This window comes from Mesorhizobium sp. M7A.F.Ca.MR.245.00.0.0, assembly GCF_003997415.1.
Taxonomy (GTDB): Bacteria; Pseudomonadota; Alphaproteobacteria; order Rhizobiales; family Rhizobiaceae; genus Mesorhizobium.
Genome location: NZ_RZTE01000001.1, coordinates 156112 through 171701, shown reverse-complemented (window position 1 = coordinate 171701; position 15590 = coordinate 156112). Strand labels below are relative to the sequence as shown.

The window sequence follows — 15590 nt, the reverse complement described above, 5'->3', positions numbered from 1 at the left end:
CGGCATGTTCGAAACCCTGATCCGGGGAGCCACCATCGTCAACGCCGAAGGGTTCGAGCGGCGCGATGTGGGTATTACCGATGGCCGTATCGCGGCGCTGGTCCAGCCTGGCGAGACGGCTTCGGCCAGTTCCGTTTTCGATGCTTCCGGTGCCTATCTGCTGCCCGGCCTGGTCGACGCGCACGCGCATCTGCGCGAGCCTGGACTGACGCACAAGGAGGACTTTTCCTCCGGCACGCATGCCGCGGCCCTTGGCGGCGTGACGACGGTGCTCGACATGCCGACCGACGAGCCGTGGACGGCCACGGCCGAACAGCTTGCCGACAAGATGGCGATGACTGAGGCCCGCATCCATGTCGATGTCGGCTTGCAGGCCGTGGTTAGCCGCAACCTGTCGCTGATCCCTGGCCTGCTCGATCTCGCGCCGGTCTCGTTCGAGCTGTTCACCGCCGATGTGCCCGATGACTTCCTCTTTGCAACGCCCGACGCCGTGGCCGAGGCGTTGAAGGCTTTCGCCGGCAGCGACACTTTGATCGGCATCTCGCCTGGCGATCAATCGATCCTGACCGGCAGCACAGCGCTCGACCCCTCCGGTACCGTCGCCGCCTTTCAGGCCAGCCGGCCGCCGCTGGCCGAAGCCAACGGCATCGCCCGGGCGCTCATCGCCGCCGCCTCGGCCGAGACCAGAATTCATGTCCGCCAGATCAATTCCGAACTCGGCGTCGAGACGTGGAGCCGGCTGCGCGGCATGGCCGATGCCAGCGTCGAAACCACCCCGCAGAACCTCTTCTTCACTGCCGCGGATTACGAGACACAAGGCCCCAAACTGAAGGCCTCGCCACCGTTGCGCTCGCCGCATGATGTGGATGCACTGCGCGCCGCGCTAAGCGCAGGACTGATCGACATCGTCGCCACCGACCACGCGCCGCACACACCGGCCGAGAAGGCCGCGTCCTACGAGGTTTTCGCCGACATACCGGGTGGCATGCCAGGACTGCAGACATTGTTGCAGGCGATGCTGAAACTGGTCGATGAAGGCTTGATCGCATTGTCCGATCTGGTGCGCCTGTGCGCCCGCAATCCGGCCGAGCGCTTCGGGCTTGGCCGGCGCAAGGGACGGATCGCCACCGGCTACGATGCCGATATCCTCATCCTCGATCCGCGCCAGTCCAGCACGATCGCCAATGCCGATCAGGTGTCGCGAGCGGGCTATACGCCATTCGATGGCTGGACCGTCCAGGCGCGGCTGACAAGCGTCTTCCTGCGCGGTCGCGAAATCGCGCGCGAGGGAAAACTGATCGGCCCGAAAATTGGAACCATCGTCATCCGGGAAAGCTGAGGACCATGCCCCTGCTCGCCAACAAGATCGCCGTCGTCACCGGAGGCAGTTCCGGCATCGGCCGCGCCATCGCGCTGAAATTCGCGGCCGAGGGCGCGAGCGTCGTCATCGCCGACACGGTCGAGCAGCCGATCGAAGGCGGTAAGAGCACCGTGAAGTTGATCCGCTCGGCCGGCGGAGGTGCAGTTTACATCCGGACCGACATCTCTGACTGGAGCGCCGTCGATGCGCTGGTCAATGCGACGGTCACGCAGTTCGGACGGCTCGACGTGATGGTCAACAACGCCGCGATTTACACCAGCACCAATCTGATCGACACCACGCCAGAACAATGGCAGCGCGTCATCGGCGTCAACCTGACCGGCTTCTTCTACTGCTCGAAACGGGCGGTGATGCAGATGCTCGGCCAGGCACCGGTCAACGACGTGCGCGGCCGTGTCATCAACATTTCCTCGCAGCACGGCATGGTCGCCTGCCCCGGCGACTTCCCCTACTCGGTGAGCAAGGGCGGCATCGTGCAGATGACACGGCAGATTGCGGTCGACCACGCCGGCGATTTGATCGTCTGCAACGCGATTGCGCCAGGCAAAATCGTCACCGGAAAGCCGGGTGTCGCCAACGATCCCGACGCGCTCGATTATTCGCGAAGGCGCACGCCATGGCCGCGGCTTGGTCATCCGAACGACGTGGCCGGAGCCGCCTTGTTTCTCGCCAGCGACATGGCAAGCTACGTTACAGGCATCAACCTGATGGTGGACGGCGGCTGGATGGCGGGCTGACCTAGTAAGACCTAAGGCCGACTGCCCGGAGACCGCGGGCAAGGGCTGCAGCAAGGGACGTTGGCCGACGAACAGGTCAAAACATTACGTGGGCACTTTTTCGCCCCCAGAGTCGAGACACGCGCTCTGCAACGGTAGTAGTCGCAGTCGCAAACAGTTCTCCAGAAGCGATCTGGTCACGCGGTATCTTCCAAATCAGACCACTACTAGCGCTCCAGCTCTGACAATGGCGGCAGCACCACAGCCGGGTGACGCCCTTCGCGCAGCATCAGCCCGAGAGTGTAATCAACCGCCAGCTTCACGGCACCGAGCGCGGTCCCGTCATCCCCCAGGGAACTGACAGCGATGGGTGTTGACCATGCAAGCTCTGCTGCGACGCGTTCGACGTTTTCCGTCATCAGCGGGTTTCTGCCGACACCGCCGCCAAGCACGATCAGGCCGGGGTCGAGCATGCCGATGCAGCCGGCCGCCAGCCTGCCGATATCGGCGCCATGGCGCGCGACGGCCGCTACCGCCGGCGGCGAGCCCTCGAGCGCGCGTGCAAAAAGATCCTTGGCCGAGTCGGGCGGCACGCCTTCTCCTGCGGGCCAGTCGACACGGCAGCGCTCGATCAACGCCCGCGAGCCGAGATAATGTTCGAGCCCTTCACGATGGGGCGACTCGCTGGCCGACCATGGAAACGGCATGCGGCCGATTTCGCCGGCAGCACCGCCGGCGCCGCGAAACAAACGTCCCTCGGTGATGAAGCCGAGGCCGACCCGCACGCCAACCTGCAGGAAGGCGAAGGTCTGGTGGCCTTGCGCGGCGCCAAAATGCATCTCGCCGATGGCCGCGCAATTGACGTTGTTTTCCAGGATGATCGGCACTTTGATACTGCGCCGCAGCAGGCCAAGCACGGCGGACGGCCCGCCGGGCCGGTCAAAACGATTGTTGGAGACGATGCGCGGCACCGCCACCGCAATGGCGCGCAGCGCGCGAAAACTCTTGGCGACCCTGGCCATGGTGGCACGCGCCACCGACTCTACGACGGCGCCGACCGCGTCGGCATCGCCGGCTATCGCTTCCGGGATGGGTTCTTCGATCGATGCCAGCTTCTGCGCATCTATCGAATAGGCGACGGCGCGCACCTGGGCGGCGCCGACATCGATGCCGATTGCGTAGCCCGCACCCGGGCCGATGCCGTAGATCGTCGCCGTGCGGCCAATGGCGCCGCGCTCAATCCCACGCGAGGCAACGAGGCCGAGCGCACTCAACTCCGATACCGCCGCCGACATGGTCGGCTTCGACAGGTCGAGCATGGCGCCGAGCTTCGGCCGCGTCACCGGCCCCTGCGCGGCGAGCATGCGCAGCACAGCGCGGGCGCTGTCGGTCAGATTGGGGATTTCCGCAGCCATCTCAGCCGTTCGACCTTTGCCTGAAATCCTGTTGCCAATGGTCGCGCACGAAATCACCGGCACGACTCAAAAGTGCGCGTATGTACCCCTGAATGCCCTATTGCTCTGCGGTTTGGCAATTTCCAGGAGCATCATCTGAAAGCGAAGGTCAAACGCGATCGAAGATGCACGGACTCCCTAGACTTCTGTCGGCGACCACGGCTTCAGCTTGGTATCGGTCTGGCGGTAGCGAAACACGATATCGGTAAGGCCAGCCGCGTCCTGCATGTCGCCGACAACCAGCTGGATGGCGACGATTTCCAGTATGGCATCGGCCATGGCGTTGCCGAGCGCCGGAATCGAGATCAGCACCAGCCTGTCGGCTGCAGCGACATCGCTGCGCCGCGTCACCAGCAAAGAGGGGCAGCCGAAGCCGGCGACATCTTGCGCGATCTTCACCTCGCGGCCATCGCCGATGGCGATCAGTCCTGTTGGTGCATCCTGCGATTCCATCGGCCCGTGCAGGTAGTTCAGCGTGTCCCAGCCCGAGGCCGGCACCCGAACCGCCTCGCGGATCAGCATCGCCGCCTCGCCGGCATTGGCGAAGCCGACGCCGGCACCGACGATGTCGATGGATGTTCTGCCCTGCAACAGGTGTGCCGCCTGCCCGGCAGCGCTTTGAGCACCAGAGAGAACAGTCGCCACCGCGCTGGGCAAACGCGCCCAGTCGAAGCTGTTGCCGGCGAGCTTGTCGATCAACATGCCGAGCGCCAGCAAGGTCCCGGTATAGCCGGTCGAACTGGCCCCATTGTCGGCACCCGAATCCGTTGCCAGCACCGCGCCGGTGAGATCAGCCAGCGGATTGTCGCTGCCACGGCAGACCGCCAGGCGCGGCGAGCCCGATGCCTCGTGCATGACGTCGGCGATCTCGCGGCTCTGCCCGGAGGCGGACAGTGCGATGAAGGCATCTGCAGCCGCATCCGTGCGGCCGTAAAGATCGGTTGGCGTATAGGCAAAAGCCCTGATGCCGGAGGCGCGGAGGTAGAACGCACCGGCTAGCGCCGCCTGGTAGCTGGCGCCGATGCCGGCAAGCCCGATCGTCTTGCCGGCAAAGGTGCTGAGATCCAGCTTGTCCAGCGACAAGGCCACCGAACGCCTGCCAATTTCGAGACTCTCCGTCTGGCGCGCCACCGCCGGGCGGTAGCCGATACGCTTCATCATTCAAATGGCTCCATCGATGGGGACAGATCCTGGCCCACGAGCAGTCGCCTAGCCAAGGCGACACCGCCAAGCACCGGCGGCTCCCGCAGCAGCAACACCTGGCTCGACGGCGACACCTTTGCCATAGCCTCGACGAATGCCGTCATCAGCATCGGCTGCTCCGAAATGACACCGCCGCCAGCCACGACAAGGGCGGGATTGGCGCCGCGCTCGATCAAGAGCTCGACCAATGCGGCCAACCCTGCCCCACCTTCCCTGATAACGCGGATGGCGAGAACTGAGCCGACGACCGCCGCATCGAACACGGCATTGGCATAACGGCCCCAGACCGCAGCACCACGCGTTTCATTGAGCAGAATGCCAAGCTTGGTCTGGTCGTCGGTATCGAGTTCTCGCATCAGCGCGGCGATCAGCGGGTCGCCATCCTGGCCCCGATCGAGGCTGTGGCGGATCGCCTTCGCGGCTTCGCGCACCAATGCCGGTGCGCTGCCCTCGTCGCCAAGGATCCAGCCCCAGCCGCCCGCCGCCAGCATCTTGCCATCGACCGTGCGTGCCACCGCGATGGAGCCTGTGCCGGAGACGACGCCGATGCCATCGACATGCCCGGCGGCTGGCACCATCAGTTCGGCATCGTTGACGACCTGCACCGCAGCGCCAGTCCTGTTGGCCAGCAAAGCCTGGAAACGAAGACACTGTTCATCCGTATCGCAGCCATGCGCGCCGACAGCCAGGGCAGCGGGCGCGACGCCGCCGCACAATCTGCCCACGATCCCGGCCAGCGTCTCGGCATCGGTCTCCATCTGGCGGATGCGCCAGGCCTCCGTCACCAGCACCTCGTCGGCGATCATGCGCTCGCCCTGGCACGCCATGATACGCGTCTTGGTTCCGCCTATATCCACGCCTGCAATGATTTTCTGGGTCACCGACATCCACCGCGCACGCCGGACGAAGCGGGTTGCCGCGTCCAAATCCTCGTTAGTTAGGAAACTTTACAAACTATCTTTCCAGACGGCAAGGACTATGATTTGATAGTGGTCGTAAAAAGCGCATCAAGCGCATTGGGAGATTGCAACATGAGCAGGAGAAGGATTGGGCTGGCCCTCGCGGCCGCGTCTTTCGCATGGGGAATGGCGGCCAGCGTGGCGCATGCCACCGACATCTCGTTCTGGACCTGGCGCCAGGAAGACAAGGCTGCCTACAATGAACTTTTCGCCGATTTCACCAAGGCCAACCCGGACATCCATGTGAAGTTCGAGTCCTTCCCGGACGAGAACTATCCGACCATCGTCTCGACGGCGCTGGCCGCCGGCAAGGGCGGCGACGTCATCCACACCCATGCTTACGGTTGGCTGGAGCAGTTCGTAAAGGCCGGCTATTTCGAACCGCAGGATCTGACCACGGTGCCTTCGCTCGCCAACCAGCCGGCCGATGCGCTGGTGGCCGGCACCTACCGCGCCGACAAGAAGGTCTATTCCCTACCCTTCGCTTCGCAGACGCTCGGCCTGTTCATCAACAAGGACGTCTTCGCCAAGGCCGGGCTGACCCCGCCGACCACATGGGATGAGTTCATAACTGTCAGCAAGGCGCTCAAGGACAAGGGTATTTACCCCCTAGCCAACGGCATGGGCACCAGTTGGTTCAACGAGATGTTCGTCGCCATCTTCACCAACCCGTTCCTCGGTCAGGACTTTGTCAGCGACCTGACGTCGGGCAAGACCACCTTCAAGGACCCGCGTTATGTCGCGGCGCTCGGCAAGCTACTCGAACTGCGCGACTACATGCCGCCCGGCTTCGAAGGCATCGACTATGACACCGCCGGCCAGCTGTTCATCAGCGGCAAGGCGGCGATGCTGGCCGGCGGCAGCTTCGACATCGCCAGCTACCGCACCCAGAACCCGGCCATCAACATGGACTTCGTCGCCCCGCCCATGGCCAAGGCCGGCGACACCCCGCAGGTGACCAAGTTCTTCGACGGCGGCTATGCCGTCAACGCCAAGTCGGCCAACAAGGAGGCGGCGCTCAAGCTCGTCAACTGGATGGGCACAAAGGAGTTCGGCGACAAGTTCTCCGCGCTGCTCGGCAACATCTCGCCGATCAAGGGCGTCGTCATCAAGGACGAGCTTCTCGCCCACGTCGCCAAGTTGAACGAAACCGCCATGCCGCATATCAATGTCGTCTACTTCCGTTTCGAGAAGCCGACGGGATCGGAGCTGCTGCAGGGCGACATCACCAAGATGATGTCGGGTTCGATCACCCCGGACCAGCTGGCCGCCGACCTGACCAGCGGCCTCGCCAAATGGTACAAGCCTTTCCAGGGCAAGTGACATGAACATCGGCCGACGCCACACCACAAAAGCCTTTCCGTGGCGCCGGTCACTCTGGATCGCGTCCCTGCTGACACCGGCCCTGATGGTCATGGTGTTGTTCGTGCTCTGGCCGCTGCTGTCGGCCTTCCGCCTTGCCTTCTATGAGTTCAACGGCTTGCAGCCGACCGGATTCATCGGCTTTGAAAACTTCCGCAAGGTGTTGTTTGAACAGCCTTACAGCGACTGGACCTACAATGCGCTGAAGCACAACATCATCGCCTTCGTGGCGCTGATGGTGTTCGAGAACGGCACCGCCTTCCTGCTCGCCTATGCCTTGCTGAAGGCGCTGCCCGGCCACCGTATCCACCAGGTCATCGTCTTTCTTCCGGTCGTGCTGTCGGCGGTCATCGTCGGCTTCCTGTGGAAACTGTTCCTGCATCCGCTGTTCGGATTGGTGAACCAGACATTGGCGCTGGTCGGCATCAGCGCCATCCCGTGGCTCGGCAACGAACACACCGCACTAGGCAGCGTCCTGTTCGCCAATGTCTGGCACTGGCTCGGCTTCCCGACTCTGGTGCTTTTGGCCGGCATGCAGCGCATCAGCAAGGACGTGATCGAGGCCGCCCGTCTCGACGGAGCGGGCGACTATGTACTGATGACCAAGATCGTGTGGCCGCTGATAGCGCCCAGCGTCACCATCGTCACTATCCTGACCTTCATCGGCAGCTTCAACTGGTTCGAAATCCCTTATGTGATGGCCGGCCTTACCGGTTCGCCCGGCGGCGCCACCGACGTGCTCGGCCTCTATTTCTACCGCACCGCCTTCGGCTCCACGACGACCGGCATCCAGGATTTCGGCCAGGGTAGCGCGCTGGCCGTGATGATGTTCATCATCGTTGCAGGCGTCACTGCAATCGCGCTTCGCTACCTGCGCCGTCGTGAGATCGAACTGTGAGCGAAACAAACGGCACCAGGGAACCCGGCGAGCTGTTGAAGAACGGCGCCATCCAGCTGATGCTGGCGGTCAATGCCGTCATCATGATCTATCCGCTGTTCGTCATGGTGATGTCGTCCTTCAAGACCAATGCCGAGATATTCAGCTCGCCCTTCGCCCTGCCGGCTCACTTTTCGCTGGCCAATGCCGAGCGTGTGTGGAACGAAACCAACTTCATCCGCTACCTCGCCAATTCTGTCGGCATCACCATGGCCGCGGTCGCGCTGATCCTTGTGTTCAGCACCATGGCCGCCTATGCGATTGCCCGCTACCAGTTCAGGCTGAGCGCTCTGGTGCTGATGTTTTTCCTCAGCGGCATGACCGTGCCGCTGAAACTGGCGATCATTCCGCTGTTCATCCAGCTGGATTCACTGGGCCTGGTCGACAGCTATGCCGGCCTGGTGCTGGTCTATGTCGCCATGGGCATTCCCTCAGCCGTGTTCATCATGACCGGCTTCCTCCGGACCTTGCCGCGCGAACTGGAAGAGTCGGCGCGCATGGACGGCGCCAGCGAATTTCGCATCATGCGATCGATCATGCTGCCGCTGGCGCGCCCGGCGCTCGTCATCGTCGCAATCCAGAACGCCGTGCCCATCTGGAACGACTTCTTCTTCCCGCTGGTGCTGATCACCTCCGACAATCTCAAGACGCTGCCGCAGGGCCTCACCGTCTTCGTCGGCGAATTCACCACCGACTGGGGCGTGCTATTCACCGGGCTGACGCTGGCGGCGTTGCCGATCACGCTGCTCTACATCGTTCTGTCGAAGCAGTTCATCTCCGGCATCACTCAGGGTGCGGTGAAATAAGGCACTGTCAGTAACGAGGATTGTTTCAAGTGGCGAACCAGAACAAGATCATCATCACCTGCGCGGTCACCGGCTCGATCCACACGCCGTCAATGTCGCCGCATCTGCCGGTGAGCGCACAAGACATCGCCGAGGCCGCGATCGGCGCGGCGGAGGCCGGCGCTGCCATCGTCCATCTGCATGCGCGCAACCCCGTCGATGGCCGTCCCGACCAGTCGACCGAGGCCTTCGCGCCCTTCCTCAGGGTGATCAAGCAGCGCTCGGACTGCGTGATCAACATCACCACCGGCGGCGCCGCGACGATGAGCGTCGAGGAGCGGGTCAAGCCAGGGGCGACCTTTGCGCCGGAAGTCGCCTCGCTCAACATGGGCTCGATGAATTTCGGCCTCTATCCGATGCTGGAGCGCTTCAAGACCTTCGAACATGATTGGGAGCGTCCATATCTCGAAGGCTCGCGCGACCGCATCTTCCGCAACACCTTTGGCGATATCGAGCACATATTGCGCACCTGTGCGGAGAACGGCACCCGTTTCGAAATCGAGTGTTACGACATCGGCCATCTCTACACGCTCGCCCATTTCGTCGAGCGCGGCCTGGTCAAGGCGCCGTTCTTTGTCCAGAGCGTGTTCGGTATCCTTGGCGGCATCGGCACCCATCCGGAGGATGTCGCGCATATGAAGCGCACCGCCGACCGCCTGTTTGGGCAGGACTACCACTGGTCGGTGCTGGGCGCAGGCCGAAGCCAACTGCCGATCGCCACCCAGGCGATTGCGCTTGGAGGCAATGTGCGCGTCGGGCTGGAGGACTCGCTGTGGATCGGCAAGGGCCAGCTGGCGAAATCCAACGCCGAGCAGGTGAAGAAGGTCCGCCAGATCATTGAGGGGCTCGGTGCCTCGGTGGCCACCCCTGACGAGGCGCGGCAGATTTTGCAGCTCAAGGGTGGCGACAAGGTCTCTTTCTGAGGACAACACTAATGAGTGCGGTCACCATATCGGGCGTCGAGAGAGCCCTTGGCAAGGCGAAGGTTATCCTCGACGTATCTTTCGACATCGCGTCCGGTGAGTTCGTCATCCTCGTCGGACCGTCCGGCTGCGGCAAGTCGACCTCGATACCGTCGAAACATGGCCGGCGCCTTTCCGCCAGCAGGCGCTGGCCTTGATGGCGGCGGAGCGGAATGACGATCCGGATGCCGCGCTCGACCGTCTCGTGCTCGAGGCGGCGCTGGCCGAGGCAGACGATCAGGCGCTGGCGCGCAAGGTGCTAGCCCGCATCGAAGCCGGTTCGAGCCGGCCGTCCTTCCTGCCGCGCCTGCTCTTGAGTCGGGCCGGGTTTGCCGCCTGCGCTGCTGCCGCGCTCATAGCGGCGACGCTGGCAGGCTACCAGGCGGCGCGGCTGCAGGACGATCCGTCCGATATGGAGCTTCTGGCGCTGGCGTCGGGATCGTCGCTGGCTTATGGCGTGTCCCGGATGATCCGGCAGAGGAGGGCTCGCTTTGAAGCGTTCCCGGATATGGACGGCGACGCTGGTGGTGCTCGCCCTTTCGCTCGGGGTCAACTTCTTCCTGCTCGGCTATGCCTTGCACGGCCTGCGCAAGGGCGCGGCGGCGCGCGTGCTGTTGTCGGAGATTGCCAGCACTTATCCGCCCGAGGTAAGGAAGGAGTTCCGTGGCGTGCTGCGCGACAACGGCGCTCGCACCTTCCAGGCACTGCGCGAACTGCGTGCCGCGCGCACCATTGTGGCGGCGGCACAAACAGCCAAACCCTTTGACCAAGCGGCGGTGAAGGACGCGACGGCGGGGTGCGCACCGCCACGACCAGCCTTCAGGCGACGATGCAGGGCTATCTCCTGATGGCGCTGAAGAATGTAACCGCCAAACCCCTGTGGGAGGCTGAGCCGCTACGGCCCTACTGGCGGCACAATCGTCACCGACCTATGTCGATATCCAACCGGCTTTGAGGCCCGATCACGAAGATGGAACAATGCGGCACGACGGGCTTGTCCTGACCTTGCTCCGGCGCGAACTCTCGGCTGGCTTGCGCTCGATGCGCCGCCGCGACCTTGCCTGGATCGGGCTTGGTGGCTGGGCCCTTTTTGCCTACGCCATGGCCGACGTCGTTGTCGCGTTGCAGGCCGGGCGGCCACGCTGCGGCAGGAGCAGGCGCTGTGGCTGCTTGGTTTGCCGAGCGCGCTTCTCATTCTTGGCGGCTTCGCTGGCAACGCGCTCGCCAGGCTTTGCCTGTCGCGCGCCTTCGCGCCTTTCCTGAAGGCTTTGCCGCTGTCGCTTCGGGAGCGCCGGCGCATGGCGGCGGTGGCGGCGTGTGCGCTGGGCGTCCCCATTGTTTTCATCGTCGCAGCAGCAGTAGGCCTTGGCTGTCTCGTCATTGCAAAACCACTGGCGGCGACCTGGGGTCTCGGCGCCGCGATCCTGTTTGGCGCCGGCTTCTGTGCGACAGCCGTCCTGTGCCTGCGGAGCGCGCGCGACCTGGTCGACGCCGACACTGCCGATCTCGCAAGGGATCCGGACGGGCGCCGCCCCTTGCTAGGTGCCGTCGATCGTTCGACGCCGGCCTGGCTCTCCAGCTGGGCCTGGGATCTACCCGCCGGCCGCATAGTACTTTCATGGCGGCTGGTGGGAGCAGCCATCCTGTTTGGTTTCGCGACGGTTGTTGCTGCCTCCATCAGCTTCGTTCGTCACGATGCCGTGCCGGCGGCCATGGCCGGCCTGACCGGCGGCCTTCTCGTCTTCATGCTGAGCGCGCGCTTCCATCCGCTCGACTCGCCAGTGCTGCGCACGGCTCCGCTCGGCTTCACCAGGGCCTGGCTGCGCCTGGCGCGGCTGCCCCTGCAATTGTCGGTCGCCTACTTTCTCCTGCCGGCAGTTGCTGCCCTGGCGGCTGAGCCGTCGGCCTGGGCGTTGCCGCTCGCTAGCGGCTTCTGGCTGCTGGCGCTGAACGGCGCCTATGCGGTGTTTGCCGCCTATTTCATGACCTCGCCATTCGTCGCCGCGCTGAGCTTCCTCGGCAGCATCGCCTACACCAGCTACGAGTCGCTCGAATATGGGCGCACGGTGCTGATCGGCTTTGCCGCCCTTGTCCTGTTCCTGTGGCACCGGGCGCAACGGAGATATCGCCATGGATAGCAGTGTCGATCTGTCGAGATACTCGCGGTTCGCGGGCTCGGCGCCGGCTATGGGGGCCGACCAGTTGTCGCCGGCATCGGGATGACGCTCGATCGGGGTGACATCCTTGGCCTGCTCGGCGCAAACGGCTCAGGAAAATCCACCTTGCTGAAGGCGATCACCGGTCAGATCCGGCTGCTCCAGGGAAGTGTGGCGATCGACGGCCTCGATCTCGCCAGCGCGCCGGAGCCCGCCAAGGCCGGCTTCGGTCTGGCCATCGATCCGCCTGAACTGCCGGCAGCGCTCACCGGACGGCAATATCTCCAGTTCGTCGCGTCGGTCCGTGGCTGTACGGAGAATGACTGGCCTGGCGTCGATGTTGTCGAGAGATTGGGGCTGAGGCGCTGGATCGAACGGCCGATTGCCGAATATTCGCTTGGCACGCAGGCCAAGATTGCCATTGCCGCCGCATTGCTCGGCGCGCCACCGCTGCTCATCTTCGACGAATCCCTGAATGGCCTCGATCCGCTCGCCGCCTTTGAGGTCAAGCGCATCATCCGTGCCATCGCACTGAGGGGCAGCCACGCGGTCATCATCTCCACCCATATCGTGGAAGCCGTTCCCGGCCCTTTGCAACCGCGCGGTGCTTCTGGCCGAGGGCAGCATTGTCCGAGAGTGGGATGCCCGGCAGTTGGCTGAGGCCAGCCACGCGCCCGGCGCTTTTGAGCTCCACGTTATGCAGGCGCTGTCGGAACCCATGAGCTGGCCAAAGAGGTAACGCGGCTTTTTTACCCAGAGGGAACGGCTTTCGGGTGACGTCTGCCTTTGGGTAGTGGCAAAGGCATCCCGAACTAGCGGACGGAGGCGCAAAGCTGCCATTCGTTTCAAAATAAATATGATCAGCAAATGCTGTATCAGCTTCTTGAGTCAAATTGGGCGAACCGCTTACGCCACGTAGGTCGGCTGCGTGAAAGCCGGCAGGAAGCGACCGCCACCCTTCAACCGCACCATGGCGTACGTGGCTGGAAGAGCGACGGACGGCGACCAGCAGCGAGTTCGCCAGCAGACTGGAGATACAACGTCGAGTGCACGAAGATCAGAAAGGCGCGAGATCTCGCCCAACCGCAGTTCGACGCTTACTTGATGATGCCGATCTTCTTGCGATCAATGGTCACGAATACGGCGCAGACCAAAACCGTACCCTTGACGATATTCTGAAGGTACGGATCGACACCGGCCATGTTCATGCCGTTGGAAAGCAGAGTGATGATCAAAACGCCCAGCATGGTACCGACAACACTGCCTACGCCTCCAGTCAATGGTGTTCCGCCGACGACCACCGCGGCTATGACGTCCAGTTCAAGCCCCTCCCCGAGTTGGGCGGTGGCGGCCATGGCGCGCGCGGCTTGTAGCAAGCCGGCAATGCCGCACAAGGCACCGAGAAGCACATACATATAGATTTTCACGCGCGCGACCTGAATGCCCGTTAGAATGGCGACACGTTCCCCACCGCCTATGGCGCGAACCTCGCGCCCGAACACCGTCCTGTTGATGATGCCATACGCGACAACCATCAGCACCAGGCCAATGATCACGGAGTGCGGAATGCCCAAAGTCCGATTGGTATAGACATCAAGGAATTGCTCATCCTCGATCGAGACAGGAGCGCCACGTGTAAAAAGCAGCACGATGCCGCGATAGACCACCATCGCTCCCATGGTTGCGATGAAGGACGGCACCTTGCCTTTGGCTAGGAGAACGCCGTTGATCAATCCGGCAACAGCACCGACGGCAATGGCGGGAATGATCGCCGCGGCGCCAAGGCTGTCAGCTGTCAATGCGGCTGCCAATGCCGCGAGTGCAACAATTGAACCGACCGAAAGATCGATTGAACCGGCCATGATGACGAAGGTCATGCCGAGCGCAGCAACCAGCAGCACCGTGCCCTGTTGAAGCACGATGAGAAGGTTGCTGAAGGTCAGGAAGCGTGGCGAGGCTATCGAGAAGATCACAATGAGCAGGACGAGCATGGCAAGCGGAACGCCGCGTTTGACGACTTCGAACTTGGCATTGACGCCGGGTTCCCTGGTTGCGTTCGGTGTCTTGGTGGCGATCGAGGTCACGTTCGTTTCCATGGTCAGGCCATATGTCCAATGATGTCATGCTCGGTGGCATCGGCTGCCGTCTCGATGCGATGCGTAATTTGTCCTTGCCGGAGCACCAGCAAGCGGTCCGACATACCGATCAGTTCGGGCATGTCTTCTGATGACAGGATCACGGCGAGGCCCTGCGCCGCCTTCTGCCTGACGAGGCGATAGATTTCCGTTCGGGCGCCGATATCGACCCCGCGTGTAGGATTGTTGAGCAGGAGCAAGCGCGGCTGGACAGCCAGGCATTTGCCGATCACCACCTTTTGCAAATTGCCGCCCGAGAGCGAACGGCAGGACGAATCGACGCTTTGTGTCTTGATGCCGATCTGGGCGATCAGGTCACCCGCGATGGCAGTGGCAGCGGCGCGATCAAAGAACGGCCCATGATGCGGCGGGCGGGCCATCACCAGATTGTCGAGGATACTGAAGTCGGCGATCAGGCCCTCATTGTGACGGTCACCCGGCAGGTAGGCGACGCCCTGTCCCCAGGCGAAAGTCGGACTCGACGGCGCATAAGAACCACCCGCAAGCTTCATCGAGCCACCACGCAAGGGCAAGTCGCCGCAAATGGCTGCGAACAGCGCCTCGGCGCCAGCGCCCTTCAATCCGGCAAGGCCGAGGATTTCGCCGGCATGCACATTCAGGCTGACGCCGCCGAGTTCGCGTCCAACGGCGACCTCGCAGGCTTCGAAGACAACAGGCTTGCTTGGATCTCTCGGCGGCCGCGGCGGATAGATGCTTCTCGCGAGCTCGCGCCCCACCATGCGGCGATGAATTTCATTGGGCTCGATCTCGGTCGTGCGATAGGTTCCGACATACTGCCCGTCTTTCAGGATCGTCAATTCATCGGCGACGGCGAGCACCTCGTCGAGATGATGAGAAACGAAGGCTACAGTCATCCCCTGCCCCTTGAGTTCGCTGATGACGCGAAGGACGGCCTGAACCTCTCGATGATCGAGATAGGCGGTGGATTCGTCGAGAAGGAGGATTTTCGGACTTGTAGACAGCGCTCGGGCGATCTCGATGCATTTCAGCTCGCCGAGATTGAGGCGGCCTGTGTCGGCAGAGACCGATATTTGCGCGCCGATCCGTTCGAGGATCGTTTGCGACGCGGCTTCCATACGTCTGCGGTCGATAAAACCGAGAGGGCCGGCGAACTGCCGCAGGCGATCGATGAAGATGTTTTCGGCAACGGTCAGCGAACGGTTGATCGTGATTTCCTGGTATACAAGCGAGACGCCAAGGGCCGCCGCACCGATGACACTTGGTGGCGCATAGCTTGCTTCATCCAAGGTCATGACGCCACTGTCAGGCCGTTCCGCGCCAGCAAGCATACGCAAGGTCGTCGATTTGCCGGCTCCGTTTTCGCCCACGATGGCGTGAACCATACCGGGCCGAAGCACCACCGATACGCCATCTACGGCGCGTGTCTGGCCGTAGCTCTTGCGCAGCTCGCTCGCAGTCAGTGTCATGAATTGAATACGCCCAAATGCCAGGCAGGTCC

Annotated in this window: 15 protein-coding genes; 10 read left to right on the top strand and 5 right to left on the bottom strand. The window is 63.0% G+C overall.

The window, feature by feature from the left end:
- The first annotated feature begins 4 nt into the window (after positions 1-4).
- Together EOB80_RS00845 and EOB80_RS00840 are read left to right on the top strand one after the other, a co-directional pair.
- Positions 5-1339 carry a dihydroorotase family protein gene (locus EOB80_RS00845; protein ID WP_127326346.1) on the top strand — a complete coding sequence of 445 codons (1335 nt, stop codon included), beginning with the start codon at positions 5-7 and terminating at the stop codon, positions 1337-1339.
- Between the two features lie 5 nt (positions 1340-1344).
- The gene (locus EOB80_RS00840; protein ID WP_127326345.1) at positions 1345-2118 is read left to right on the top strand and encodes an SDR family NAD(P)-dependent oxidoreductase; all 774 of its coding nucleotides are present in this window, start codon (positions 1345-1347) and stop codon (positions 2116-2118) included.
- A 206-nt stretch (positions 2119-2324) separates the two neighbouring features.
- Here EOB80_RS00840 and EOB80_RS00835 read toward each other — a convergent pair whose 3' ends face one another.
- From EOB80_RS00835 to EOB80_RS00825, 3 genes are all read right to left on the bottom strand, one after another.
- Positions 2325-3512: an ROK family transcriptional regulator gene (locus EOB80_RS00835; protein WP_127326344.1), complete on the bottom strand. Its 1188-nt coding sequence runs from the start codon at positions 3510-3512 to the stop codon at positions 2325-2327.
- A 177-nt stretch (positions 3513-3689) separates the two neighbouring features.
- Positions 3690-4712 (bottom strand): SIS domain-containing protein, encoded by a 1023-nt coding sequence (locus tag EOB80_RS00830; protein ID WP_127326343.1) that lies wholly within the window; start codon positions 4710-4712, stop codon positions 3690-3692.
- Positions 4709-5635 (bottom strand): BadF/BadG/BcrA/BcrD ATPase family protein, encoded by a 927-nt coding sequence (locus EOB80_RS00825; protein ID WP_245466204.1) that lies wholly within the window; start codon positions 5633-5635, stop codon positions 4709-4711. The genes EOB80_RS00830 and EOB80_RS00825 overlap by 4 nt, the downstream gene beginning before the upstream one ends.
- Before the next feature lie 150 nt (positions 5636-5785).
- Between EOB80_RS00825 and EOB80_RS00820 the strand changes: the two genes are divergently transcribed.
- From EOB80_RS00820 to EOB80_RS00780, 8 genes are all read left to right on the top strand, one after another.
- On the top strand, positions 5786-7036 hold the full coding sequence (locus EOB80_RS00820) for an extracellular solute-binding protein (protein ID WP_127326342.1): 1251 nt from the start codon (positions 5786-5788) through the stop codon (positions 7034-7036).
- A gap of 1 nt (position 7037) precedes the next feature.
- The gene (locus EOB80_RS00815) at positions 7038-7973 is read left to right on the top strand and encodes a sugar ABC transporter permease (protein WP_127326341.1); all 936 of its coding nucleotides are present in this window, start codon (positions 7038-7040) and stop codon (positions 7971-7973) included.
- On the top strand, positions 7970-8818 hold the full coding sequence (locus EOB80_RS00810) for a carbohydrate ABC transporter permease (RefSeq protein WP_127326340.1): 849 nt from the start codon (positions 7970-7972) through the stop codon (positions 8816-8818). Before EOB80_RS00815 ends, EOB80_RS00810 begins: the two co-directional genes overlap by 4 nt.
- Positions 8819-8847: 29 nt before the next feature.
- The gene (locus EOB80_RS00805; RefSeq protein WP_127326339.1) at positions 8848-9780 is read left to right on the top strand and encodes a 3-keto-5-aminohexanoate cleavage protein; all 933 of its coding nucleotides are present in this window, start codon (positions 8848-8850) and stop codon (positions 9778-9780) included.
- An 11-nt stretch (positions 9781-9791) separates the two neighbouring features.
- The gene (locus EOB80_RS00800; protein WP_348629481.1) at positions 9792-9977 is read left to right on the top strand and encodes an ATP-binding cassette domain-containing protein; all 186 of its coding nucleotides are present in this window, start codon (positions 9792-9794) and stop codon (positions 9975-9977) included.
- A 333-nt stretch (positions 9978-10310) separates the two neighbouring features.
- A complete protein-coding gene (locus EOB80_RS00790) occupies positions 10311-10667 on the top strand; it encodes a periplasmic heavy metal sensor (protein WP_245466203.1) in 357 nt (118 codons plus the stop codon).
- Positions 10668-10994: 327 nt separating this feature from the next.
- Positions 10995-11957, top strand: a complete 963-nt coding sequence (locus EOB80_RS00785) for a hypothetical protein (RefSeq protein WP_245466202.1) — start codon at positions 10995-10997, stop codon at positions 11955-11957.
- A gap of 81 nt (positions 11958-12038) precedes the next feature.
- Positions 12039-12635 carry an ABC transporter ATP-binding protein gene (locus tag EOB80_RS00780; protein WP_245466201.1) on the top strand — a complete coding sequence of 199 codons (597 nt, stop codon included), beginning with the start codon at positions 12039-12041 and terminating at the stop codon, positions 12633-12635.
- Positions 12636-13072: 437 nt separating this feature from the next.
- On the opposite strand, the gene EOB80_RS00775 is transcribed toward EOB80_RS00780, so the two are convergent.
- On the bottom strand, positions 13073-14071 hold the full coding sequence (locus EOB80_RS00775) for an ABC transporter permease (RefSeq protein ID WP_127326338.1): 999 nt from the start codon (positions 14069-14071) through the stop codon (positions 13073-13075).
- A 2-nt stretch (positions 14072-14073) separates the two neighbouring features.
- The gene (locus EOB80_RS00770; RefSeq protein WP_164762476.1) at positions 14074-15558 is read right to left on the bottom strand and encodes a sugar ABC transporter ATP-binding protein; all 1485 of its coding nucleotides are present in this window, start codon (positions 15556-15558) and stop codon (positions 14074-14076) included.
- Positions 15559-15590: the final 32 nt, after the last annotated feature.